Raw genomic sequence first — 21757 nt, 5'->3', positions numbered from 1 at the left:
CGTGTCCGCCGAGGTTCTCCGTCACATCCCCAGCAGCTTCACCCGGCTCAGCCGCGCGCAGCTGGCCGTCGTCGTACCGGAGCTGCTGCTGATCGGGCAACTCATCGACCGCTCCGGGATGGCGTGGTGCATCGCTGCCTTCGGGCGCGAGGAGATGGCCCAGATCGCGATCGAGGAGTGGGCGTCGTCCTCGCCGATCTACACCCGCCGGATGCAGGCCGCCCTGGGCTACGCGCCGGAGGAGCCCGGCCGGGGCGACGTGGTCACGATCTTCAAGGGACTTCAGCTCGACATCGGCGCGCCGCCGCAGTTCATGGACTTCCGGTACGTCGTCCACGACCGCTGGCACGGGGAGTTCCGGCTGGACCACTGCGGCGCACTGATGGACGTCGAGCCGATGGGCGACGACTACGTGCGCTCGATGTGCCATGACATCGAGGACCCGACCTTCGACGCCACCGCCGTCGCGACCAACCCACGGGCCCAGGTGCGGCCGATCCACCGGCCGCCCCGCGTGCCGGGGGCAAGCGGCGCGCACTGCGCGTGGACCGTCGTCATCGACGAGTCGCACCCGCCGGTCGCAGGCATCCCGGCGCTGGCGGTCAACGAGCGGTCGGCCGCCGCCACGCTGGAGCTGGCGCCCATCGACCCCACCGACGAGGGCGCCTCGGACTACGCCGGACCGCTGCTGTCCGACGTCGACTTCGCCGCCTTCTCGCACTCCGCGCTGGTGCGGATCGCCGACGAGGTCTGCCTGCAGATGCACCTGCTCGACCGCGGCTTCGCGATGGCCGTCGCCGCCCGCGCCTCCTCCCCCGAGCAGGCCCTCGAGATCCGGCGGAACCAGCTGACCGGGATCGCCGGCATCGCCGCCGAGCGGCTGGCGCGGGCCCTCGCGATCAGCCCCGACGAGGTCGGAGCCCGCCGGCTGCTCACCCTCCACCCCCTGCTCAACCCCGTCGCGTACGTCGAGCCGCGTGAGCTGACGTCCGCCATCGCCCTGCCGGGACGCTCCCCCGCAGAGGACGACGAGGCCTGGATCTCGCTGTGCGGGCCGTCGTACCCCGACGCCCTGCGGGCCATCACCCGAGCCCTCGACCCGCACCTCGACGTCGAGGTCACCGGGGTCGCCGACGCGCTGGGCGGGGGCTGGTTCGTCGACGTCGTACGTCGTGAGGAGCCGCTCGACGAGGACCCGGCCGTTGCCGTGGTGCGGTTCAGCACCGGGGCGGGCTTCGCGTTCCAGCCCCGCCGCTCGCTCCCCATCACCCCGGTCTGACCCGACACAAGGGAGTCCTCCCGGCGCCACGCGCCGGGAGGACTCCGCGTTGATGCTGCTCAGACGGCCGGAGGAGCAGGCGGCACCTCGGCCGCGTGGTTGCCCTTGGTGTCGGCCGCCAGCTGGTCGAGCCAGGTCTCCCAGCGGCTGCGCATCGGGACGATCAGGCCGCCGCCGACCCCGACCACGAGGATGCCGCCGATGGTGCCGAGGACCGCGATCAGCACGGGCAGGGTGACCGAGAGGCCGATCCCCACCTGGTTGAGCGCCGCGATCACGCCGAGGGCGATGATGAAGATCGCGGCGATCCTGGCGAGCAGGCCGCCGTACGAGACGCCGCCGAGACTGGCGCTCAACAGGTCGCGGACGGCGTTGGCCACCGCCCCGGCGATCACCACGATGACGATCGCGACCAGTGCCTTCGGCAGCCAGTTGACGATGTCGTTGACGATGGCGCTGACCGGGTTGGTCGGCCCGAACGCGCTCAGCGCCAGCTGCAGCGCGATGAGCAGCACGAAGTAGTAGACCAGCTTCGTGATCAGGTCGATCGGCTTGATCTGCGCCGAGGCGAGCGCCTGGTCGGCACCCGCCTTCGCGAGCAGCCTGGTGAAGCCGACCCGCTGCAGCAGCAGGCCGAGCCCCTTGGCGACGGCCTTGGCGATCAGCCAGCCGATGAAGAGGACGACCAGGAAGACGATCAGCTTCGGAACGAAGTTGATGACGTTCTTCAGGTTGTCGCTGAAGATCCCGCTCCAGTCGATGGAGAGGGGCGCGAGAGATGGAGTTGTCATGAGGTTCTGCCTTCCCGAGATGGAGACGATCCTTACCGGGTCAACGGCCGAACCTCGTCCAGGTCATGCCTGGCCCCGATCAGCGCCTCTCGAAGGAGATCCCCGCGGCGACCAGCCGGGCGAGCAGCGCATCGCCCATCGCGGTCGCCGTCGTCACCTGCCCGGCGGACTCCGGGAGGTCGTCGAGCGCCAGGCAGAGCGCCGACTCGGCGATCATCTTGGCCGTCTCGGTGTAGCCCGGGTCGCCGCCGGACACGCGGGTCCGCACGGTCACCGGCTCCCCCGCCGACGGCACCGTCGAGGCGACGAAGTCGACGGTGAACCAGGACTTCTCGCGCTGCTCCTCGCTCGGTCCGCTGCCCTGCGGCACGCGGCGCTTGAGGAACTCCCGCACCGGCGGCACCTGCGCGGCGAGGGCCAGCGCGCTCACGCCGGCGGCACCGCCCGCGGCGAAGTGCAGCGTCTTGGTGCCGGCGAAGTGGGAGTACCCGAAGTCCGGTCCGTACGCCGACAGCGCGGCCCCGCTGCGCGCGACCATGAACGGGTCGATGGTCGGCATCGGCAGCAGCCAGTAGCCCAGCTCGCGGTCGCGACCGGGCTTCCCCGCGATCGTCCGCGACCGCCGGCCCTCCGGCCGGGGCTCGATCCGGCGCCGCGCCTGCATCGCGTCGCGCATCTGCTTGGCGCGCGAGAACGCCGTCATCGCGGAGTGGAAGGTGCCGCCGGAGAAGCCCGCCCCGGCACGTACGACGCCGCGCATCCGGACCGGGTCGGTGACCTCCCCGCCGAGCTCGTCGGCGAGCGCCTTGATCGTGTAGTAGGCGCCGAGGTCGTGCGGGATGGAGTCGAAGCCGCAGGCGTGCACGATGCGGGCGCCGCTCTTCTCGGCGGTCGCGTTGTGGGCGACGTACATCTTGTCGACGAACTCGGGCTCGCCGGTGAGGTCGACGTAGTCGGTGCCCGCCGCGGCGCACGCCGCGACCAGCGGGCCGCCGTGCTGGAGGTACGGGCCGACGGTCGTCGCGACGACCTTCGTCTGCGCGGCCACCTCGGCCAGGCGCGACTCGTCGGAGGCGTCCACGACGAGCAGCGGCAGGTCGGCGAGGGACGGGTCGATCCCGGTCAGGCGGTCCCGCACGGCCTCCAGCTTGGCCTGCGACCGGCCCGCCAGCGCCCAGCGCAGCCCGGCGGGGGCGTGCGCGGCGAGATAGTCGGCGGTGAGTCCTCCGGTGAAGCCGGTGGCACCGAACAGGACGACGTCGTAGGACCGGGATGCACGGTCGGCGGCAGCAGCCATGGGAAGAATCGTGGCACTTCCCCGGTGAGGACGGAACCAGGGTCCAGGGTCGCCGCGTCGTAGGGGTGGAAGCACGCAGAGCAGGGGGACCGGTGGACCAACAGGACGAGGCGCTCTTCACGGCGTACGCCGAGAAGGCGTGGCCGACGCTCGTGCGCGCCGCCGTCTTCCTCGGCGCCGGTCCGCACGAGGCCGAGGAGCTCGCCCAGCAGACGCTGGTGCGCTGCTACGGCGCGTGGGCGCGGGTGAGCGCCGCCGACAACCGGGACGCCTACGTCTACCGGATGCTGCTCAACTGCCTGCGCGACCAGCGCCGCAGCCGATGGTGGAAGGACCGGCGCGACGCGACCGACGAGCGGCTCGACCGGCCGACCCCGGACCGCACCGACGCGGTCGCCACCGCCGACGCCATCCACCGGGCGCTCGCAGGCCTGACCAAGCAGGCGCGCGACGTGGTGGTGCTGCGCTACTTCGTCGAGCTCTCCGAGGCCCAGACCGCCGAGGCCCTGGGCATCCCCGCCGGCACCGTCAAGAGCCGGCTCTCGCGCGCGCTGACCCAGCTCGCCGCCGACGACCATCTCCTCGACGTCCGGAGCATGTGATGACCGATCTCGAACGACTCTGGGACGACATGCCCATCGGGCCGGCCCCCACCGACGCGATCCTCCGCGAGGCTCGCCGTGCCGAGCTCCGGCAGGAGGCGGCCCGGGACGCCACCGCCGCCGACGTACGCCGAGCGCGCCGGCGCCGCCTCGCCGGCCGGCCGCTGGTCGTGGCGGGCGCCCTCACCGGCCTCGCCGCGGCGTTCGTCGTGGGGGCCGACCTCGGCGGCGGGGGCGCGGGCAGCGGTTCCGGCGGGTCCCCGGTGGCGCAGCCGGCCGCGTTCCGGGCCGACCTCAGGCCGGCGGCGTCCTGCGACGAGCTGCTGGCCAGCTATGTCCGGCGGGGGTTGAAGCTGGTCGGGGCGTACGGGTGGCAGTCGCCGTACCCCTACTACGGCAGCTACCGCGAGGCCTCCCTCGGCGATCTCGGCGGCATGGTGCGCGACCTCCACGCGGCCGCCCCCTACACCGACGCCGTGCGCGCCCAGAACGGCACCTACGACACCGCCGCGAAGACCGTCCGCCAGAACAGCAGCGCCACCGGCACCAACGTCCAGGAGGACGGCGTCGACGAGCCCGACACCGTCAAGACCGACGGGAAGGTCCTGGCCCAGGTCCACGACGACGAGCTGTGGCTCTACGACGTGGCCGGGAAGGACGTCACCCGGCTGTCCTCGCTGCCGGTCGACGAGGTCGCGAACGCCGAGCTGCTGCTCTCCGGCGACACCCTGGTCGTCCTCGGCGGCGACGCCGACGCGCAGCGCCCGGAGGCCACGACCCGCGTCCTCACCATCGACATCTCCGACCCGCGCAACCCGAAGCAGACCGGCGACGTGGCCTATTCAGCGGCCCTCGACTCGGCCCGCCAGCACGGCGCCTCCATCCGGCTGGTGCTCGACAACGGCCTGCCGCAGCTCGGCTTCGTCCAGCCCCACAAGGGCCTGGGCTACCGCGAGGCGGTGGCGAGGAATCGCGCGATCGTGCGGAAGTCCACCATCGACGACTGGATCCCCACCATCGCCAGCGACGGCGCCGCGCCCAGCCAGCTGATCGACTGCACCGCCATCGCGATCCCCAACAGCCACGTCGGCCTCGACACCGTCGGGATCGTCGGCTTCGACGCGAGCACCCCGACCGACGTGAACGCGATCGGCCTCGCCGGCGCCACGGACGTCGCCTACGAGTCGACCGACAACCTCTACCTGGTGGCCAGCCCGGCGTCGTACGGCTGCCGGTTCTGCCTCGATGACCGCGTCATCGACTACAAGAGCCCCGACGGCGGCCTGCGCGGCCCGACCACGGGCGGCACCAGCTACCTCTTCGACTTCGCGCTCAACGGCGACCGCGCCGCCCACGTGGCGTCCGGTGAGGTCGAGGGGCGCATCGACGACCGCTGGGCGATGGACGAGGTCCGCGGCGTCCTCCGCGTCGCCGTCTCCCCGACCTCGGAGACCGGGACCTTCAACTCGATCGTGACCCTGCACAAGCTCGGGCAGAGCCTCGTCCCGCTGGGCCGGATCGACCACCTCGGCCGCAACGAGGACATCGAGTCGATGCGCTGGTTCGACGACCTGGCGATCCTCGTCACCTATCGCCAGGTCGACCCGATGTACGCCGTCGACCTCTCCCACCCCGCCCACCCGGCGCTGCTCGGGAAGCTGCGGCTCCCCGGCTACTCCAGCTACCTGCATCCGCTCGGCGCGCGGCGCATGCTCGGCGTCGGCACCGGCCCCGCCGGCAACACCCAGATCGGGCTGTTCGACACCGAGCACCTGCGCCACCTGAAGCGGATCGACGACATCCGGTTCCGCGGCACCGACCCGCTCGCCGCCCAGGACCCGCGCGCGTTCACGTGGGTGCAGCAGTCCCGCACCGCACTCACCGTCCTCGAGCGGTGGGCCGGCACCCGGGTCGGCTACCTGGCGAGCGTCGCGGTCCGCGACGGGCACCTGATCAAGCACCGCACCCAGGTGGAGTACGGCGCCGACGTGAGCCAGGTGCGCGCCGTACCCCTCGGCGACGGTCGGGTCGTGCTCGTCACCGGCGACGCCGCCCGGTTCCTGCACCTGCTTCCCAACGACTGAGCGCGACCGAGCACGTACGCTCGGAGCATGTGCCGCAACATCAGGCCGCTGAACAACTTCGAGCCCCCGGCGACCTCCGACGAGGTCACGGCCGCTGCCCTGCAGTTCGTCCGCAAGGTCAGCGGCACGACCAGGCCGAGCGCCGCCAACCAGGCGGTGTTCGACCGCGCGGTCGCCGAGATCGCGCACATCACCGAGCACCTGCTCGCGGACCTGGTCACCGCCGCCCCGCCGAAGAACCGCGAGATCGAGGCGGAGAAGGCACGACAGCGCGCCCGGCTGCGCTACGGCGCCTAGTGGACGCGCTCGCGCTCCTCGCCGAGCGCCGCCTCGTGGTGCTCACCGGCGCCGGCCCGAGCACCGACTCCGGCATCCCCGACTACCGCGGCCCGGGCGCGCCGGTGCGGATGCCGATGACCTTCCAGGAGTTCGTGTCCGGGCCGCAGGCGCAGCAGCGCTACTGGGCGCGCAGCCACCTCGGCTGGTCGCGGATGCGCCATGCCGAGCCGAATGCGGGGCACCTCGCGGTCGCTCGGCTCGGCGCCGACCTGGTCATCACCCAGAACGTCGACGGCCTGCACGAGCAGGCCGGCACCCCGCACCTGGTCGCCCTGCACGGCCGGATCGCCGACGTGATCTGTCTCGGGTGCGGTCGCGTCACCGCGCGCGCCGATCTGCAGCAGCGGCTCACCGAGGGGAACCCGGGCTGGGCCGAGCAGCACGCCGACGTCGCCGTGCGCCCCGACGGCGACGTCGCGCTCGAGGAGACCGACGGGTTCGTCGTACCGGCCTGCGAGGTGTGCGGCGGCGCCCTCAAGCCCGACGTGGTCTTCTTCGGCGAGAACGTCCCGAAGCCGCGCGTCGCGCGGTGCTACGCGGCCCTCGACGCCCTCGGCGACGACGGCGCGCTGCTCGTCGCCGGGTCCAGCCTGACCGTGATGAGCGGCCTGCGGTTCGTACGCCGGGCCGCGCGACTCGGGGTTCCCGTCGTGATCGTCAACCGCGGAGCCACCCGCGGCGACGACCTCGCCACCGTGCGGGTCGACGCGGGCACGAGCGACTGGCTGCCGCTGCTGGCCGGGCTGCGCAGCGAGGACCAGGACCTTCTGCCCGCCTGAGTCCGGTGGTTTCCGGCATACGCTGAGGCATGGTCCTCCGCCCCCTCGGAAACGCCCTGATCGCCACGACGCTCGCGTTCGCCGCCTGTGCCGGCACGACCTCGGCCGGCCCGTCCGGCACGCTCACCACCGCGGCCGAGACCACGGCACCGCGAACGACCTACCCCGGCTGGTGGGGCTATCACGGCGGCGGCAAGCACCGCGGCGTCTCGACCTCGATGCCGCCGGCCGGCGCGTTGACCGTCGTCGCGCGACGCCAGCTCGACGGTGCCGTCTACGGCTCGCCGATCGTCGCCGAGGGGGTCGTGGTCGCCGCGACCGAGAACGACTCGGTCTACGGCTTGGGCACGGGCGGCCGGATCCTCTGGCGCCAGCACCTCGGTACGCCGGTCCGGCTCTCCCAGCTGCCCTGCGGCAACATCGACCCACTCGGCATCACCGGGTCACCGGTCTACAGCCCGACCACGGGAGCGGCGTACGTCGTCACCGAGACCCCCACCAGCACCGGCGGCGTGCGGCACACCCTGGTCTCGCTCGACGTCGGCTCCGGGCACGTCAACTGGCGGCGCTCGGTCGACTTCCCCGGCGTCGAGACCCGCGCCATGCAGCAGCGCGGCGCTCTGGCCGTCGCCGGCGGCCGCGTCTGGGTGCCGTTCGGCGGGCTCGCGGGCGACTGCGCCGGCTATCGGGGCCGCCTCGTCGGCGTACCTCTCGGCGGGCAGGGGACGGCGGTCCGCTACACCGTGCCGACGACCCGCGAGGCCGGGATGTGGCAGACCTCCGGGCCGGCCGTCGACTCGCGCGGCCACCTCCTGGCCGCCGTCGGCAACGGAGCGGCGGGGCCGGGCGACCGCTACGACCACAGCGACTCGGTCCTCAAGCTCGACACCCACGCCCGGCTGCTCGGCTTCTTCGCCCCCAGCAGCTGGGCGCAGGACAACGCCGGCGACGTCGACCTCGGCTCGATCGGACCGGCCCTGGTCGGCACCCGCTGGCTGGTGCAGGCAGGCAAGTCGGACCGCGTCTTCGTGCTGCGCCAGGACCGCCTCGGCGGGATCGGCGGACAGGTGTCGGTGCTGCGCGTCGGCGCCCCGTCCTTCGGAGGTACGGCGGTCAGCGGCTCCACGGTCTACCTGCCGGCCACCGACGGCCTGCGCGCGCTGCGCGTCGACAGCACCGGCCACCTGCACGTGCGGTGGCGGGCGGCCTCCTCGATCATCGGCTCGCCGGTCGTCGGCGGCGGCCGGGTCTGGTCGCTCGACCCGTACGCCGGCGTACTGCAGTCCCTCGACCCGGCGACCGGCCACTCCCTCGGCCATGTGGCGGTCGGCGTGACCAGCCGCTTCGCGAGCCCGGCCCTCTACCGCGACCGGGTCATCGTGCCCACGATGACGGGCATCACCATCGTCCGCGAGTGAAGTGAGCGACGAGCAGACGTCCCTACGTAAGGCTTGCCGCCAGGCGAAGGCAGGACCTACGGCAGCCAACTGCGCGAAGGTGCGTGCGCGGCAGCGCGGCGCCGCAGGCGCCGGTTGCGAGGCGCGCGGCACGAGGCGACGCAGGGAGCGCCAGCGACCGGAGGAGCCGAGGGTCGCAAGCCGAGCAAGGCGCCGACCGCGGCGACGCGCTCGCGCTAGAGCACCTTCACGAAGATGTGGTCCGCGGCCTCGGGGAAGATCTCCGCGGTCTCCCCGCCCGACCCCACCAGCACGCCGTCCTGGGTGGCCTGGATCGTGATCGTCTTGTCGGGCAGGGCGCCGACCCGGCGCATGGCGCTCATCAGCGACTCGTCCTTCTGCATCTCCTCGGAGATCCGGCGGACCAGCGCGCGGGCGACCTCGGGGCCGGCGGCCTTGGAGAGCGGGACGACGTCGGCCATGAAGCTCTCCGCGACCCGCTCCTGGCCGAGCTCGGCCAGGCCCGGGATGGGGTTGCCGTACGGCGACTCCACGGGGTTGCCGAGCAGCTCCAGGAGCCGGCGCTCGACGTTCTCCGACATGACGTGCTCCCAGCGGCACGCCTCCTCGTGGACCAGCTCCCAGTCCAGGCCGATGACATCGGTCAGCAGACGCTCCGCGAGCCGGTGCTTGCGCATGACCCGGACGGCGAGGTGACGGCCCTCGTCGGTGAGCTCCAGGTGGCGGTCGCCCTCGACGGTGAGCAGGCCGTCGCGCTCCATCCGGGCGACCGTCTGCGACACCGTGGGCCCGCTCTGGTGCAGCCGTTCGGCGATCCGGGCGCGCAGCGGGACGATGCCCTCCTCGATGAGCTCGTAGACGGTGCGGAGGTACATCTCGGTGGTGTCGATCAGGTCGCTCACCCCGACATTCTCCCTGTCCCCCGCTCCGGCTGCGAGTCCGGTCCGCGGCGCGGAGTGGGACCACGGGACCGTGGACATTCCGACCCGGTGGTATGTAAGGTGACCGAGATCACTTTCCTATGCCCGACAGAAAGGGCACGCCCGTGACCTCGACCAGCACGACGAGCGACTCCCCCCGCTACCGCGCGCCCCGGCGCGCGCTGTTGTGGACCGAGCAGCTCCGCGCCTCCGCGGAGGCCACGGCCTTCTGCGCCGCGCTCCCCCAGCTCCTGACCGGCCCGCACGGCGACGGTCACCGCGTGCTCGTCCTGCCCGGCTTCCTGGCCGACGACGCCAGCACCCTGGTGCTGCGCCGGGTGCTGCGCGCGCGGGGCTATCGCGTCTACGGCTGGGGCCTGGGCCGCAACATCGGGCCGAGCGAGCGGATCGTGACCGGCATGGTCGAGCGCCTCGCCGACCTGCACGGGCGCGACGGCCGGCCGGTCAGCCTGATCGGCTGGAGCCTGGGCGGCATCCTCGCCCGCGAGCTCGCCCGCCTCTCCCCGGAGCAGGTGCGTTGCGTGATCACCCTGGGCAGCCCGTTCCGGCTGACCTCCGAGGACGACCCGAGCACGACCCACCCCGGCCGGCTCTTCGAGGCACTGCGCCCCTGGCACTCCGACCTGCTGGCCGACCGGCCGGCCGAGGAGGATCGCCCGGCGCTCCGGGTGCCCGCGACCGCGATCTACTCCAAGCTCGACGGCATCGTGCCGTGGCAGACCTGCATGGACCTGCCCGGCGAGCAGCGCGAGAGCGTCGAGGTCACCGCGAGCCACCTCGGCATGGGCGTCCACCCGCACGTGCAGGCGATCGTTCTGGACCGCCTCCAGCAGCCCGTCGGCGGCTGGCAGCCCTACCAGCGCCACTCCGTCGCCGCCTGAGCGATCCGCCGGCCCGTCACCTCACCAGCCATCACAGCCAAGGAGCACAACCCGATGGTCGATCAGCTCAGCAGCATTGACGCTTCCTTCCTGCACCTGGAGACGGCGGAGACGCCGATGCACACCGGCGGCCTGATGCTGGTCGACCTCCCCGAGGGGTACGACGGCGACTACTACGAGGACGTCAAGAGCCTCTTCGCCGAGCGCCTGCACATGTCGCCCGTCCTGCACCGCAAGCTCGCGACCATGCCCTTCGAGCTCGCCGAGCCGGTGTGGATCGAGGACGACGACGTCGAGCTGGACTACCACGTGCGGCATGCGACGCTGCGGACCGGCAGGTTCGAGGAGCTCGAGCTGCTCGTCGCCCGCCTGCACGCCTCGCTGATGGACCGCAGCCGGCCGCTGTGGGAGATCTACGTGATCGACGGCCTCGAGAGCGGCCAGATCGGCATCTACCAGAAGACGCACCACGCGGGCGTCGACGGCAAGGGCAGCGTCGAGCTCGCCAAGGTCCTGTACGACGACGAGCCCACCGGCCGGAAGATCCCCGCGCCGCGGCGCCGGCGCGGCAAGGAGAGCTACCAGCTCGGGGTGACCGAGATGCTCGAGGCATCCGCGACGAACGCGCTCTCGCAGTACCGCAAGATCGCCGAGCTGATCCCGACCGCGGGCAAGGCGATGCTCGCGGCCGCGAAGGTCACCAGCAGCCAGCGCACCCCGCGCGGCGAGCGGAACCTGGTGCTCGGGCTCGCCCCGAACACGATCTTCAACGACACGATCACGAACCAGCGCTCGTACACGACGATGTCGACCGACCTCAACGACATCAAGGCGCTGGGCAGGCGCGTCGGCGGCACGGTCAACACCATCGTGATGGCCACCTGCTCGATCGCCCTCGAGCGCTTCCTCGACGAGCGCAACCTGCTGCCCGACAAGCCGCTCATCGCGATGGTCCCGGTCAGCCTGCGCACCGAGGGCGACAACTCGGCGAACAACCAGGTGTCCTCGGTGCGGGTCGATCTCGCCACCGACATCAAGGACCTGCCCGAGCGGTTCAAGGCGATCCACAACTCCTCCGAGGCCGCCAAGGCCGTCGTACGCGAGCTCCGGCCGGTGCTGGGCGTCGAGGTGCCGATGACCGGGACGCCGTGGTTCATGACCGGCATGGCCCAGCTGATCGGCCGGTCGAACATGATCAAGCGGATGCCCGCCGCGGGCAACGTGCTGATCTCCAACGTGCCGGGCATGCCCACGCAGATGTACTTCGCCGGCGCGACGATCCTGCACACGTTCCCGGTGTCGATCCCGTACCACGCGAACGCCCTCAACATCACCGTGGTCAGCTACAACGGCAAGCTCGAGTGGGGCATCACGGCCGACCGCCGGATCCTGTCCCAGGACGAGTCGCACGAGATCATCGCGCTGATGAAGGACGCGCTGCACGACATCGGCGAGCTCCCCTCGGTAGCGAGCTGAGGCGGCGCCGTCAGACGTCGGAGAGCGCGGTGTTGTAGCGCGCGAGTGCCGCGACGAAGTCGTTGAGCTCGCGGGCCGACCAGTCCGACATCTTGGCCTGCAGCAGGTCGCGTCGTACGGCGGCGATCCGGTCGAGCTGGGCGCAGCCGTGCTCGGTCGCGGTCAGCAGGAACGCCCTGCCGTCCTGCGGGTCCGGCTGCCGCTCGACCAGGTCGAGGTCGATGAGCTGCTGCACGTGCCGGCTGATCGAGCCCTTGTCGATCGCGAAGACCTCACCGATGTCGGTGGCACGCACGGGCCCGTTGTTGCGGACGTAGCCGAGGATCAGGTAGGAGCCCGCCTGCAGCTCCGGGTGCAGCATGCGCGCGCGCTCCGCAACGACCCGGCGTGCCCTGCCGAGCAGAGCCCCGATCTCACTCTCGAGCGCCCCCAGCGCCTCGTCGCGGTTGTTCATCCCTCGAACCGTATCGCTTCCGGGACGCGGACGACCCGCAGGCGTGGTCGGTGAGACCTGGCCGGAGGACGATCCGGGGCGCCTGCGGGTCGGGTGACTGCGGTGGATTCGCCAGCAGCCGAACTGCTGGGCCGCTCAGCGAGCAGCCACCTCACGCGTCCGATGGGAACTCATTCTTCGGACCACCTCCTTTCCCGTGTGCGTCAACGGTAGGTCGTGTCCGGCGCGCTCACAACGGCTTTTCACTCAGGCGTCGGCGAGGGCGCGGTTGTAGCCGGCGAGCCGGGTCGCGAGGTCGTCGAGGTCGTCGGCGGTCCACCCCGCCAGGCGCGTGCCCAGCTCGCGCGTGGCGCTGGTGTCGACGTCGGCCAGCCGGACCCGGGCTCCCGCGGTGACGCTGACCAGGGTCGCGCGCCGGTCGCAGGGATCCGGCGTGCGCTCGACCAGGCCGAGGTCCTCCAGGTGCTGCAGCTGCCGGCTCAGTGCGCCCTTGTCGCAGCCCAGCGCCTCCACGATCCCCGAGGCGCGCAGCGGCGCGCGCCCGGCGAGCCACTCCAGCAGCAGGTACGACGCCCCCTGCAGCCCCGGGTCGACCGCGTGCGCCCGGTCGCCGACGGACCGCTTGGCGCGCTGGAGGACCGCGCGCAGCTCCTGCTGCACCCGGTCCAGCGCGACCTCGCGGGCCCGCTCGCTCATCGCCGGGTCAGCTCCCCGATCTCGAGCTCGGCGGCGAGGTCGAGCGCCACCTCCGGCTCCTCGATCGTGTCGAGGGTGGTCCGCAGGCTCTTCTCCTTGATGAAGAGGACCGCCACCAGGGCCAGGACCGCGCACGGCACGGTGAACAGGAAGATGTGGCCGGTGGCGTCGCCGAAGGCGGACTCGAAGAGCGCGCGCAGCGGCGCCGGCAGAGCGCTGATCTGCGGTACGTCGCCGCCCGCCAGCGCCTGGGCCTGGCCCGGGGTGACCTGTCCGCCGGCGACCAGCTGGGCGACACCGGTCTGGACGTGGTCCCCGACGCGGTGCGACAGGACCGCACCGAAGGCGCTCACGCCGACCGCGCCGCCGAGGGTCCGGAAGAAGGTGACCACCGAGGAGCCCGCACCGATGTTGGCCTGGTCGACGTTGTTCTGCACCGCGAGGATCAGGTTCTGCTGGGTCGCGCCGAGGCCCGAGCCGAAGACGAACATGAACACGCCGATCAGCCAGATCGGGGTCGTGTGGTCGATCGTGGCCAACAGCGCCGCCCCGATGACGACGGCGACCATCCCGCCCACCAGCCACGCCTTCCAGCGTCCGGTGGCGCTGATGACCCGGCCGGAGACGATGCTGACGATCATCAGGCCTAGCACCATGGACAGCGACATCAGGCCGGCCACGGTGGGCGACATGCCGCGCGAGTTCTGGAAGTACTCCGAGAGGTACGTCGTACCGGTCAGCATCGCCACGCCGACGAGCACCGCTGCGACCACGGCGAGGGTGATCGTGCGGTCGCGGAACAGCTGCATCGGGATGATCGGCTCGGCCGCGACGCGGGCCTCGACGTACAGCGCCGCACCGAGGAGCACCGCGGCGCCACCCAGCATCAGGGCAGTGGTCGTGGACCACCAGCCGAAGTAGCCCGCCGTACCGGCGAGGGAGACCCAGATCAGGATCAGGCTGACGCCGCTCATGAGCAGCACCGAGCCGGCGTAGTCGACCTTGACCGGCCGCTTCACGGTGGGCAGGTGCAGCTTGAGCTGCAGCACGACGAAGGCGAGCAGGGCGAACGGCAGGCTGACGTAGAAGCAGCCCCGCCAGCCGAGCGGGCTGTCGACGATCACGCCGCCCACGAGCGGGCCGACCAGGGTCGCCAGGCCGAAGGACGCGCCGATGTAGCCGGAGTAGCGACCGCGCTCACGCGGGGAGACCAGCGAGGCGATGATGATCTGGATCAGCGCCATCACGCCGCCGACGCCGAGGCCGGTGATCACCCGCGCGCCGATCAGCCAGCCCATCGAGGGCGCGAGGCCGGCGAGGGCGGAGCCGCTGAGGTAGACGACGAGGGCCAGCTGCATGAGCAGCTTCTTGGGGAAGAGGTCGGCGAGCTTGCCCCAGATCGGCGTGGTGGCCGTCATCGCGAGCATGGTCGCGACCAGCACCCACGTGTAGCCGGTCTGGGTGCCGTGCAGGTCGTTGACGATCCGCGGCAGCGCGTTGGTGACGACGGTGCTGGACAGGATGGCGACGAACATCGCGATCAGCAGGCCGCTCATCGCCTCGAGCACCTCGCGGTGCGTCATCTGCCCGCTGCTCTCGACCGCCGCGGATTCGGGTTGGGACATGTGCGCTCGCCTCGTCTGGAGTGACTGGTTTTGGTTGATAGAGGCAACTTTATCGTTCTTTGTTGACTCCTGCAACTAATGTGGGCGGAGACACATCGGGGATCGGCTGCAACCGGACCCGGTCGGGCCGCGTCGACCGAGGCATGAGCACGACCCCCACCAGGTCCGCCGCGGCGACCCTGCTCGCCCTCGGCGCCCTCAGCCTCCTGTCCGCCTGCGGCAACACCGGGAGCGGCGCAACCGCGGCGGAGGACCCGGCCACGCCCGCCACCAGCAAGCCCACGAGCAGGATCTCCCAGGACCCGGATCTGGTCATCGCTCCCGGCCGTCTCGGCCCGGTACGGGCCGGGATGACGAAGGCCGAGTGGACCCCCACCGGCATGATCGCGAAGGGCGGCATCGTGTGCCCGGGCGAGGTGGTCCACTGGAGATCCGACCCGGCCGGCGACCGCGTCTTCGTGTACACCCGCGGCACCACCATCACCCAGCTCTCCGTCATGGCACCCGGCCCGCACACCGCGAAGGGCATCCAGGTCGGATCGACGTACGCCGATCTCGAGCGGGTCTACGGCAGCGAGCTGTCGGCGCCCGCCCACGACGGCTGGCCCGGCAGGACCCAGGTGTACGTCGAGGCCGACGGCGACCCCAGCCACACCTTCCTGGCCTTCCAGCTGAAGGGCGGGCGACTCACCGACCGGTCCGTGGTCAACGAGATCGCGGTGACCGACGGCGAGCGCGCCGGCTTCCGGTACGACTGCTGAGCCGCCGCCGGCCTCAGCCGACCGCCGCCGCGGCGAACTGGGCCGCGTGCAGCCGCGCGAACGCGCCGTCGGCCGCCAGCAGGTCGGCGTGCGAGCCCTGCTCCACGATCCGTCCGCCCTCCATCACCAGGATCAGGTCGGCGTCGCGGATCGTGGACAGGCGGTGCGCGATGACGAACGAGGTCCGGTCGGTGCGCAGGGCCGCCATCGCGTGCTGCAGCAGCAGCTCGGTGCGGGTGTCCACCGACGAGGTCGCCTCGTCCAGGATCAGCAGCGCCGGCCGCGCGAGGAACGCCCGCGCGATGGTGATCAGCTGCCGCTCGCCGGCCGAGAGGTTCGCGCCGTCGTCCTCCAGGACGGTGTCGTACCCGTCGGGCAGGGAGTGGACGAAGCGGTCGACGTACGTCGCCCTCGCGGCCTCGAGGATCTCCTCCTCCGTCGCACCGGGCCGGCCGTAGCGGATGTTGTCGCGGATGGTGCCCTCGAACAGCCAGGTGTCCTGCAGGACCATCCCGACCCGGCTGCGCAGGTCGGCGCGGCTCATCGCGGTGATGTCGACGCCGTCCATGGTGATCCGGCCGCCGTCGAGCTCGTAGAACCGCATGATCAGGTTCACCAGCGTGGTCTTGCCGGCGCCCGTCGGGCCCACGATCGCGACCATCTGCCCCGGCTCGGCCACCAGCGAGAGGTGCTCGATCAGGGGGTTGGCGGGGTCGTAGGAGAAGGACACGTCCTCGAACGCGACGCGGCCCTTCACCTCGCCGGGCGAGACCGGACGGGAGCCGCCGGCGTCCGGGATCTGCTCCTCGGCGTCCAGCAGCTCGTAGACCCGCTCCGCGGAGGCGACCCCGGACTGCAGCAGGTTCGCCATCGAGGCGATCTGGGTCAGCGGCTGGGTGAACTGGCGGGAGTACTGGATGAACGCCTGCACGTCACCCAGCGACAGCGACCCGTGGGCGACCCGGAGCCCGCCCACGACCGCGATCACGACGTAGTTCAGGTTCCCGACCAGCATCATCACCGGCATGATCAGGCCGCTGACGAACTGCGCCCGCCACGCCGAGTCGTAGAGCGACTCGTTGTGCTCGGCGAAGGTCGTCTCGACCTCGGCCCGGCGGCCGAAGACCGACACCAGCGCGTGGCCGGAGATGGCCTCCTCGATCTGCGCGTTCAGCTTGCCGGTCTGCCGCCACTGGTTGATGAACTGCGACTGCGACCGCTTCATGATCCGCGCCGTCACGATCATCGAGATCGGCACCGACACCAGCGCGATCAGCGCCAGCACCCAGCTGATCCAGAACATCATCGACAGCACCGCGACCACCGACAGCAGCGAGGTCAGCAGCTGGCTCATGGTCTGCTGCATGCTCTGGGCGAGGTTGTCGATGTCGTTGGTGATCCGGCTGAGCAGCTCGCCGCGCGGCTGGCGGTCGAAGTAGGCCAGCGGCAGCTGGTTGACCTTGTCCTCGACGTCGGAGCGCATCCGGCGGATCGAGCGCTGGACGACCCGGTTGACCAGGAAGCCCTGGCCCCAGGCGAGCAGCGAGCCGACGACGTACACCGCCAGCACCAGCAGCAGGATGTGGCCGACGGCGGTGAAGTCGATGCCGACCCCCGGGATGACGTCCAGCCGGCGCAGCATGTCGGCGCGGGCGTGGTCGCCCTGCGCGTCGGCCTGCGCCGCCAGCTGCTCCTTGGTGAAGCCCGCGGGCAGCTTCTGGCCGAGGAAGCCGTTGAACACCTTGTCCGTCGCATGACCGAGCAGTCGCGGGCCCAGCGCCATGAGGACCGCGGACCCGATCGCCAGGACGAGTACGCCGTACAGCATCCCGCGCTCCGGCGAGAGGTCGCGCAGCAGCCGCTTGGCCGAGCCCTTGAAGTTGTCGGCCTTCTGGCCGACCATCGCGCCGCCGCCCATCGGGCCGCGACCCGGGCCGGGTGCCGCGTTGACGACCCGCTCGGTGGTCTTGAGCGTGCCACCGGTGGCCGAGGTCGTGGTGCTCATGCCGCCACCCCCTCGTCCTGGCCGATGCCCTGCGAGGCCGCGATCTCCTGGTAGGTCTCGTTGGAGGCCATCAGCTCGTCGTGCGTGCCGCGGCCGACCACGGCCCCGTCGTCGAGCACCAGGATCAGGTCGGCGTCGCGGATCGTGGCGATCCGCTGGGCCACGATCACCACCGTCGAGTCACGGGTCTGCGGCTTGAGCGCCGCACGCAGCCGCGCGTCGGTGGCGAGGTCGAGCGCCGAGAACGCGTCGTCGAACAGATAGATCTCGGGGCGGCGTACCAACGCCCGGGCGATGGCGAGGCGCTGCCGCTGGCCGCCGGACACGTTGGTGCCGCCCTGGGCGATGGGCGCGTCGAGCTGCTCGGGCATGGCGCGGACGAAGTCGGCGCCCTGGGCGATCTCGAGGGCGGCCCACAGCTCCTCGTCGGTGGCGTCCGGCTTGCCGTGCAGCAGGTTGGACCGGACGGTGCCGGAGAAGAGGAAGGCCCGCTGCGGGATCAGTCCCAGCCGCGACCAGAGCAGCTCCTCGTCGAGGTCGCGGACGTCGACGCCGTCGACCAGCACCCGCCCCTCGGTCGCGTCGAGCAGCCGCGGCACGAGGTTGACCAGCGTGGTCTTGCCCGCGCCGGTCGACCCGATGACCGCGACCGTCTGGCCCGGCCGGGCGCTGAAGCTCACCTGCCGCAGCACCGGCTGCTCGGCACCCGGGTAGGTCAGGGAGACACCTTCGAGGTCGAGGTGCCCGGCCACGTCCACGGAGGTCACCGGGTCGGCCGGGGGCGTCACCGAGGAGTCGGTGCCGAGCACGCCGCCGATCCGGTCCGCGCACACCGCGGAGCGCGGCACCATCATCAGCATGAAGGTGCTCATCATGACCGACATGACGATCTGCATCAGGTAGGAGAGGTACGCCGTGAGCGCGCCCGGGAGCATGGTCCCGTCGGCGACCCGGTGGCCGCCGAACCAGATCAGCGCGACGCTGCCGCCGTTCGCCACGACCATGACGATCGGGAACATCGCGGCCATCCAGCTGCCGGCCTTGAGCGAGACGTCGGTGAGGGCGTCGTTGGCCACCGCGAACCGCTCGGTCTCCAGCGGCTCGCGGACGAACGCCCGCACCACCCGGATGCCGGTGATCTGCTCGCGCAGCACCTTGTTGACGCCGTCGAGGCGCTCCTGGACCTTGCGGAAGTAGGGCACCATCCGGCTGACGACGAAGCCCACGAGCACCGCCAGGGTGGGGACGACGGCGGCGACCAGCCACGACATCCCGAAGTCGACGCGCATCGCCATGATGATGGCGCCGACCATCATGATCGGGATCTGCACCGCCATGGTGCAGGTCATCATCGTGAGCATCTGGACCTGCTGGACGTCGTTGGTGGCGCGGGTGATCAGCGAGGGCGCCCCGAAGGCGGCCACCTCACGGGCCGAGAAGCGGCCCACCCGGCCGAAGACCTTCGCGCGCACGTCGCGCCCGAACGCCATCGCGATGTGCGAGCCGAACCAGGCGGCGCTCACCGAGCACACCGCCTGGGCGAGCGAGATGGCGAGCATGAGCGCGCCGGAGCGGACGACGTACCCGGTGTCACCGAGCACCACGCCCTTGTCGATGATGTCGGCGTTCAGCTTCGGCAGGTACAGCATCGCCACGGTCGAGGCGAGCTGCAGCAGCACGACCGCGGTCAACCAGCCCCGGTAGGGGCGCAGGTGCTCGCGCATGAGTCGCAGGAGCATCAGGGTTCCTCCCTCTTCACGGCGCCGTAGAGCACCGTCTCGACGATCTGCTCCGGCGTGAGGATCTCCCCGCCGGACAACTTGGGGTGGCTGCCGGAGAACGCCAGCATCCGCAGCAGGTGGACCAGCCGCATCGGCTCCATGGTCAGCGCGGCGGCGTCCTGCTCGATCACATCGAGCATCGCGCTCTGGTTCGCCTGGACGCGCCGCTCGTGCGCGACCGGGTCGCCGAGGTCGGGAGGCCCGACCATGCCGATGGCGTGCATGAGCGTGAACAGCTCGACGAACCTGTCCTGGAGGACGGTGACCATGCGGACCGCCCGCTCGTAGAGCGGCAGGTCGCGCGGGATCGCGTCGAGCCGCGCGATGACGTCGCCGGACTCGAAGGCCCGCCCGATCGCCGCGTCGACCAGCTCCTCCTTGGACCCGAAGACCCGGAAGATCGTGCCCTCCGCCACGCCCGCCGCCTCGGCGATCTGCTTGGTGGTGACCGACCGTCCGTGGTCGCTGAGCAGCGGGACCGTGGCCTCGATCAGCGCGGCCCGACGTTCCTCGGGCGACATCGGAGCAGCACGGACCATGTCGAGCATGGTAAATGAGTGAGTACTCACTCACAAGTGAATTTCCGGGGTCCCCGGACGGGGCGACGGCGCCGTGACACGATTGGGTGGAAGGCGACTCGGCGCCGGAATCTCGAAGGTCGGCTCACCTGAGGAGACGTGGTCTGGTGCTGGGTTCGTTGCGCGCTCTGCTCGATGCGGAGGAGCCGCGCCTGCTGCCCCCGGAGCGGGCGCTGGCGATCCTGGGCGCCCTGTCCGACACGCTCTTCCCGGTGCACGCGGCCGGCCGGGCGCACGGCGCGTTCAGCCCGGAGACCCTCCGGATCGACAGCGGGGTCGACGGCGACACGGTCACGATGACCGACGAGGCCCCCGATGCGGCGTACCTCGCCCCCGAGGTCCGCGACGGAGGCGAGCCCACGCCCGCCGTCGACGCCTACGCCTTCGCGGCCCTGGCCCACCTGCTGCTCGCCGGGGACGCGCCCGCGTTCGAGGGTGACGGGACGCCGCTGCCCGTGGCCGCCCGGCACCCCGGCTTCCCGGCCTTCGCCGGTGAGGCGATCGCCCGCGGACTGCAGAAGGACCCCGCCTCCCGCCCGCTGCCCAAGGTGCTGTTCACGCTGCTGCGGGTGGTCCCTGTCGACCGCTGGCCCGCCTCCTCCCAGCCCGAGCCGGTCGTCGAGGAGCCCCTCGTCGAGCAGCCGGTCGTCGAGGAGCCCGTGGCCGCGGAGCAGGTCGTCGAGGAGCACCACGTCGGGGAGCCCGTGGCCGCGGAGGCGGCGGCCGAGGAGATCGCCCCGCAGCCCTCCCCCGACCCCCTCGAGCACCACGAGTGGCACGCGGCCTTCGCGCCGGTGCAGGACGTGCCGTCCATCGACTGGCGGGCCGACGAGGACCCCACACGTCCCAGCCACGAGGTGCCCGCCATCGACTGGGCGCACACCGACGAGGCCGCCGAGGAGGCCCCTGAGGTCGAGTCCGCCACCGACACCCGGGAGCAGCCGGCGATCCGGGTCGACGACGCCACCTTCCTGCATGACTTCATGGACGCGCTGCGGGCACCCGCCGACGTACCCTCCATCGAGCCGCTCGACCACGCCATCCCCGAGGAGCAGCTCGAGCACCGCCCCGGCCGGCGCGTCCGCCGCAAGCACCACGAGCGCTCACCCGAGCGCACCCAGAAGGTCGTGCTCGTGCTGATCCTGCTGGTCCTGATCGCCGTGGGCGCGGCGTGGGCGCTGACCCACAAGGACGGGCCGCGGTACGACCCGAAGCTTCAGGGCGCGAGCCTGGTCCTGTCCCACCCGGCGCCGGCGCGCACGTAGCGCAGCCGGTCGTGCAGCCGGCCCTGTCGGCCCTGCCAGAACTCGAAGACCTCGGGCCGCACGCGGTAGCCGCCCCAGCCCTGCGGCACCGGCACCTCGCCGTCGCCGAAGCGCGCCTCGGCCTCGGCGTAGCGCCGCTCGAGCTCCTCGCGGCCCGCCACCACCTCCGACTGCGGTGAGGCCCACGCCCCCAGCTGGGCTCCGCGCGGCCGGGTCGAGAAGTACGCCGCGACCTCCGCATCGCTCAGCGGTACGGCGCGCCCCTCGACCCGGATCTGCCGCTCCAGCGGGTGCCACGGGAACAGCAGCGCGCACCGGTCGTCGCCCGCCAGCGCGCGGCCCTTGCGCGAGGCGGTGTTGGTGAACAGCGTGAAGCCGTCGTCGGGCGGCTCCGGGGCGATCCCCTTGAGCAGCACCAGGCGCGCGGACGGCCAGCCGTCGGGGTCGACGGTCGCGAGGACCATCGCGTTGGGCTCATGGATCCCGCCCACCGCGGCCTCGCCGTACCAGCGCTGCCACAGGGCCCACGGATCGTCGCCGGCGTCCTTCTCGGACAGCCCGCGCTCGCCGTACTCGGTGCGGAGCGCCGCCAGGTGCTGGGCGGCGGAGGATGCGTCCATCCCCCCAACATAGATGCGCTCTACTGCCGAGTAGGTCGGTGCGGCAGAATGCCGGAGGTTGCGGGGGCGGCCTGACCTCGCCCGC

Annotated in this window: 20 protein-coding genes; 10 read left to right on the top strand and 10 right to left on the bottom strand. The window is 71.8% G+C overall.

Features of this window, described 5'->3' with window-relative positions; translation table 11 throughout:
- The first annotated feature begins 1 nt into the window (after nucleotide 1).
- The gene (locus ACYU8V_RS14015; RefSeq protein ID WP_460848197.1) at nucleotides 2–1279 is read left to right on the top strand and encodes a hypothetical protein; all 1278 of its coding nucleotides are present in this window, start codon (nucleotides 2–4) and stop codon (nucleotides 1277–1279) included.
- A gap of 59 nt (nucleotides 1280–1338) precedes the next feature.
- Here the strand turns inward: ACYU8V_RS14015 and ACYU8V_RS14010 are convergent, their stop codons facing one another.
- Nucleotides 1339–2070: a mechanosensitive ion channel family protein gene (locus ACYU8V_RS14010; RefSeq protein ID WP_460848195.1), complete on the bottom strand. Its 732-nt coding sequence runs from the start codon at nucleotides 2068–2070 to the stop codon at nucleotides 1339–1341.
- A gap of 79 nt (nucleotides 2071–2149) precedes the next feature.
- Nucleotides 2150–3367, bottom strand: a complete 1218-nt coding sequence (locus tag ACYU8V_RS14005; RefSeq protein WP_460848193.1) for a saccharopine dehydrogenase family protein — start codon at nucleotides 3365–3367, stop codon at nucleotides 2150–2152.
- Nucleotides 3368–3459: 92 nt separating this feature from the next.
- Here ACYU8V_RS14005 and ACYU8V_RS14000 point away from each other — a divergent pair, with 92 nt between their 5' ends.
- From ACYU8V_RS14000 to ACYU8V_RS13980, 5 genes are read left to right on the top strand one after another with little or no spacing between them, the layout of a single operon-like run.
- Complete coding sequence (locus ACYU8V_RS14000) at nucleotides 3460–3969, top strand: SigE family RNA polymerase sigma factor (protein ID WP_460848190.1); 510 nt, start codon at nucleotides 3460–3462, stop codon at nucleotides 3967–3969.
- Nucleotides 3969–6053, top strand: coding sequence for a beta-propeller domain-containing protein (locus tag ACYU8V_RS13995; RefSeq protein WP_460848187.1), 2085 nt, complete (start codon nucleotides 3969–3971; stop codon nucleotides 6051–6053). Before ACYU8V_RS14000 ends, ACYU8V_RS13995 begins: the two co-directional genes overlap by 1 nt.
- Before the next feature lie 27 nt (nucleotides 6054–6080).
- The gene (locus tag ACYU8V_RS13990) at nucleotides 6081–6350 is read left to right on the top strand and encodes a DUF2277 domain-containing protein (RefSeq protein WP_460848186.1); all 270 of its coding nucleotides are present in this window, start codon (nucleotides 6081–6083) and stop codon (nucleotides 6348–6350) included.
- Nucleotides 6350–7171 (top strand): Sir2 family NAD-dependent protein deacetylase, encoded by an 822-nt coding sequence (locus ACYU8V_RS13985; RefSeq protein ID WP_460848185.1) that lies wholly within the window; start codon nucleotides 6350–6352, stop codon nucleotides 7169–7171. Before ACYU8V_RS13990 ends, ACYU8V_RS13985 begins: the two co-directional genes overlap by 1 nt.
- A gap of 29 nt (nucleotides 7172–7200) precedes the next feature.
- On the top strand, nucleotides 7201–8589 hold the full coding sequence (locus ACYU8V_RS13980) for an outer membrane protein assembly factor BamB family protein (RefSeq protein ID WP_460848183.1): 1389 nt from the start codon (nucleotides 7201–7203) through the stop codon (nucleotides 8587–8589).
- 215 nt (nucleotides 8590–8804) lie between these two features.
- Here the strand turns inward: ACYU8V_RS13980 and ACYU8V_RS13975 are convergent, their stop codons facing one another.
- Nucleotides 8805–9491: a metal-dependent transcriptional regulator gene (locus ACYU8V_RS13975; RefSeq protein ID WP_460848182.1), complete on the bottom strand. Its 687-nt coding sequence runs from the start codon at nucleotides 9489–9491 to the stop codon at nucleotides 8805–8807.
- Nucleotides 9492–9634: 143 nt separating this feature from the next.
- Between ACYU8V_RS13975 and ACYU8V_RS13970 the strand changes: the two genes are divergently transcribed.
- Both ACYU8V_RS13970 and ACYU8V_RS13965 read left to right on the top strand, forming a co-directional pair.
- Nucleotides 9635–10411 (top strand): esterase/lipase family protein, encoded by a 777-nt coding sequence (locus ACYU8V_RS13970; protein WP_460848181.1) that lies wholly within the window; start codon nucleotides 9635–9637, stop codon nucleotides 10409–10411.
- A gap of 54 nt (nucleotides 10412–10465) precedes the next feature.
- The gene (locus tag ACYU8V_RS13965) at nucleotides 10466–11887 is read left to right on the top strand and encodes a WS/DGAT/MGAT family O-acyltransferase (RefSeq protein WP_460848179.1); all 1422 of its coding nucleotides are present in this window, start codon (nucleotides 10466–10468) and stop codon (nucleotides 11885–11887) included.
- Nucleotides 11888–11897: 10 nt separating this feature from the next.
- Here the strand turns inward: ACYU8V_RS13965 and ACYU8V_RS13960 are convergent, their stop codons facing one another.
- The 3 genes from ACYU8V_RS13960 to ACYU8V_RS13950 form a co-directional block, all read right to left on the bottom strand.
- A complete protein-coding gene (locus ACYU8V_RS13960; RefSeq protein WP_460848178.1) occupies nucleotides 11898–12341 on the bottom strand; it encodes a MarR family winged helix-turn-helix transcriptional regulator in 444 nt (147 codons plus the stop codon).
- A 246-nt stretch (nucleotides 12342–12587) separates the two neighbouring features.
- Nucleotides 12588–13037 (bottom strand): MarR family winged helix-turn-helix transcriptional regulator, encoded by a 450-nt coding sequence (locus tag ACYU8V_RS13955; RefSeq protein ID WP_460848177.1) that lies wholly within the window; start codon nucleotides 13035–13037, stop codon nucleotides 12588–12590.
- Nucleotides 13034–14662, bottom strand: coding sequence for an MDR family MFS transporter (locus ACYU8V_RS13950; protein WP_460848176.1), 1629 nt, complete (start codon nucleotides 14660–14662; stop codon nucleotides 13034–13036). Before ACYU8V_RS13950 ends, ACYU8V_RS13955 begins: the two co-directional genes overlap by 4 nt.
- A gap of 143 nt (nucleotides 14663–14805) precedes the next feature.
- Between ACYU8V_RS13950 and ACYU8V_RS13945 the strand changes: the two genes are divergently transcribed.
- Entirely contained in the window at nucleotides 14806–15423 is a 618-nt protein-coding gene (locus tag ACYU8V_RS13945; protein WP_460848175.1) for a hypothetical protein, read from the top strand.
- 13 nt (nucleotides 15424–15436) lie between these two features.
- Here ACYU8V_RS13945 and ACYU8V_RS13940 read toward each other — a convergent pair whose 3' ends face one another.
- Genes ACYU8V_RS13940 through ACYU8V_RS13930 form a run of 3 tightly spaced genes read right to left on the bottom strand, consistent with a single transcriptional unit; the run spans nucleotide 15437 to nucleotide 19748 of the window.
- Nucleotides 15437–17428 carry an ABC transporter ATP-binding protein gene (locus tag ACYU8V_RS13940; RefSeq protein ID WP_460848174.1) on the bottom strand — a complete coding sequence of 664 codons (1992 nt, stop codon included), beginning with the start codon at nucleotides 17426–17428 and terminating at the stop codon, nucleotides 15437–15439.
- The gene (locus ACYU8V_RS13935; protein ID WP_460848172.1) at nucleotides 17425–19167 is read right to left on the bottom strand and encodes an ABC transporter ATP-binding protein; all 1743 of its coding nucleotides are present in this window, start codon (nucleotides 19165–19167) and stop codon (nucleotides 17425–17427) included. Before ACYU8V_RS13935 ends, ACYU8V_RS13940 begins: the two co-directional genes overlap by 4 nt.
- Nucleotides 19167–19748, bottom strand: coding sequence for a TetR/AcrR family transcriptional regulator (locus tag ACYU8V_RS13930; RefSeq protein ID WP_460848171.1), 582 nt, complete (start codon nucleotides 19746–19748; stop codon nucleotides 19167–19169). The genes ACYU8V_RS13935 and ACYU8V_RS13930 overlap by 1 nt, the downstream gene beginning before the upstream one ends.
- A gap of 146 nt (nucleotides 19749–19894) precedes the next feature.
- Between ACYU8V_RS13930 and ACYU8V_RS13925 the strand changes: the two genes are divergently transcribed.
- A complete protein-coding gene (locus tag ACYU8V_RS13925; protein ID WP_460848169.1) occupies nucleotides 19895–21052 on the top strand; it encodes a serine/threonine-protein kinase in 1158 nt (385 codons plus the stop codon).
- Here the strand turns inward: ACYU8V_RS13925 and pdxH are convergent.
- Complete coding sequence (gene pdxH, locus ACYU8V_RS13920; RefSeq protein ID WP_460848168.1) at nucleotides 21004–21672, bottom strand: pyridoxamine 5'-phosphate oxidase; 669 nt, start codon at nucleotides 21670–21672, stop codon at nucleotides 21004–21006. The genes ACYU8V_RS13925 and pdxH overlap by 49 nt on opposite strands.
- Nucleotides 21673–21757 lie beyond the last annotated feature (85 nt).

It is taken from the genome of Nocardioides ultimimeridianus (assembly GCF_054777895.1).
This window is presented reverse-complemented; position numbering and strand designations above follow the sequence as displayed.

Excerpts from the sequence above, each read along its gene's own strand:
- ACYU8V_RS13940 (WP_460848174.1), bottom strand. The coding sequence starts at position 17,428 with ATGAGCACCACGACCTCGGCCACCGGTGGCACGCTCAAGACCACCGAG.
- ACYU8V_RS13965 (WP_460848179.1), top strand. The coding sequence starts at position 10,466 with ATGGTCGATCAGCTCAGCAGCATTGACGCTTCCTTCCTGCACCTGGAG.
- ACYU8V_RS13935 (WP_460848172.1), bottom strand. The coding sequence starts at position 19,167 with ATGCTCCTGCGACTCATGCGCGAGCACCTGCGCCCCTACCGGGGCTGG.
- ACYU8V_RS13990 (WP_460848186.1), top strand. The coding sequence starts at position 6,081 with ATGTGCCGCAACATCAGGCCGCTGAACAACTTCGAGCCCCCGGCGACC.
- ACYU8V_RS14010 (WP_460848195.1), bottom strand. The coding sequence starts at position 2,070 with ATGACAACTCCATCTCTCGCGCCCCTCTCCATCGACTGGAGCGGGATC.
- ACYU8V_RS13950 (WP_460848176.1), bottom strand. The coding sequence starts at position 14,662 with ATGTCCCAACCCGAATCCGCGGCGGTCGAGAGCAGCGGGCAGATGACG.
- ACYU8V_RS14005 (WP_460848193.1), bottom strand. The coding sequence starts at position 3,367 with ATGGCTGCTGCCGCCGACCGTGCATCCCGGTCCTACGACGTCGTCCTG.
- ACYU8V_RS13960 (WP_460848178.1), bottom strand. The coding sequence starts at position 12,341 with ATGAACAACCGCGACGAGGCGCTGGGGGCGCTCGAGAGTGAGATCGGG.
- ACYU8V_RS13930 (WP_460848171.1), bottom strand. The coding sequence starts at position 19,748 with ATGGTCCGTGCTGCTCCGATGTCGCCCGAGGAACGTCGGGCCGCGCTG.
- ACYU8V_RS13995 (WP_460848187.1), top strand. The coding sequence starts at position 3,969 with ATGACCGATCTCGAACGACTCTGGGACGACATGCCCATCGGGCCGGCC.
- ACYU8V_RS13945 (WP_460848175.1), top strand. The coding sequence starts at position 14,806 with ATGAGCACGACCCCCACCAGGTCCGCCGCGGCGACCCTGCTCGCCCTC.
- ACYU8V_RS13955 (WP_460848177.1), bottom strand. The coding sequence starts at position 13,037 with ATGAGCGAGCGGGCCCGCGAGGTCGCGCTGGACCGGGTGCAGCAGGAG.
- pdxH (WP_460848168.1), bottom strand. The coding sequence starts at position 21,672 with ATGGACGCATCCTCCGCCGCCCAGCACCTGGCGGCGCTCCGCACCGAG.
- ACYU8V_RS13980 (WP_460848183.1), top strand. The coding sequence starts at position 7,201 with ATGGTCCTCCGCCCCCTCGGAAACGCCCTGATCGCCACGACGCTCGCG.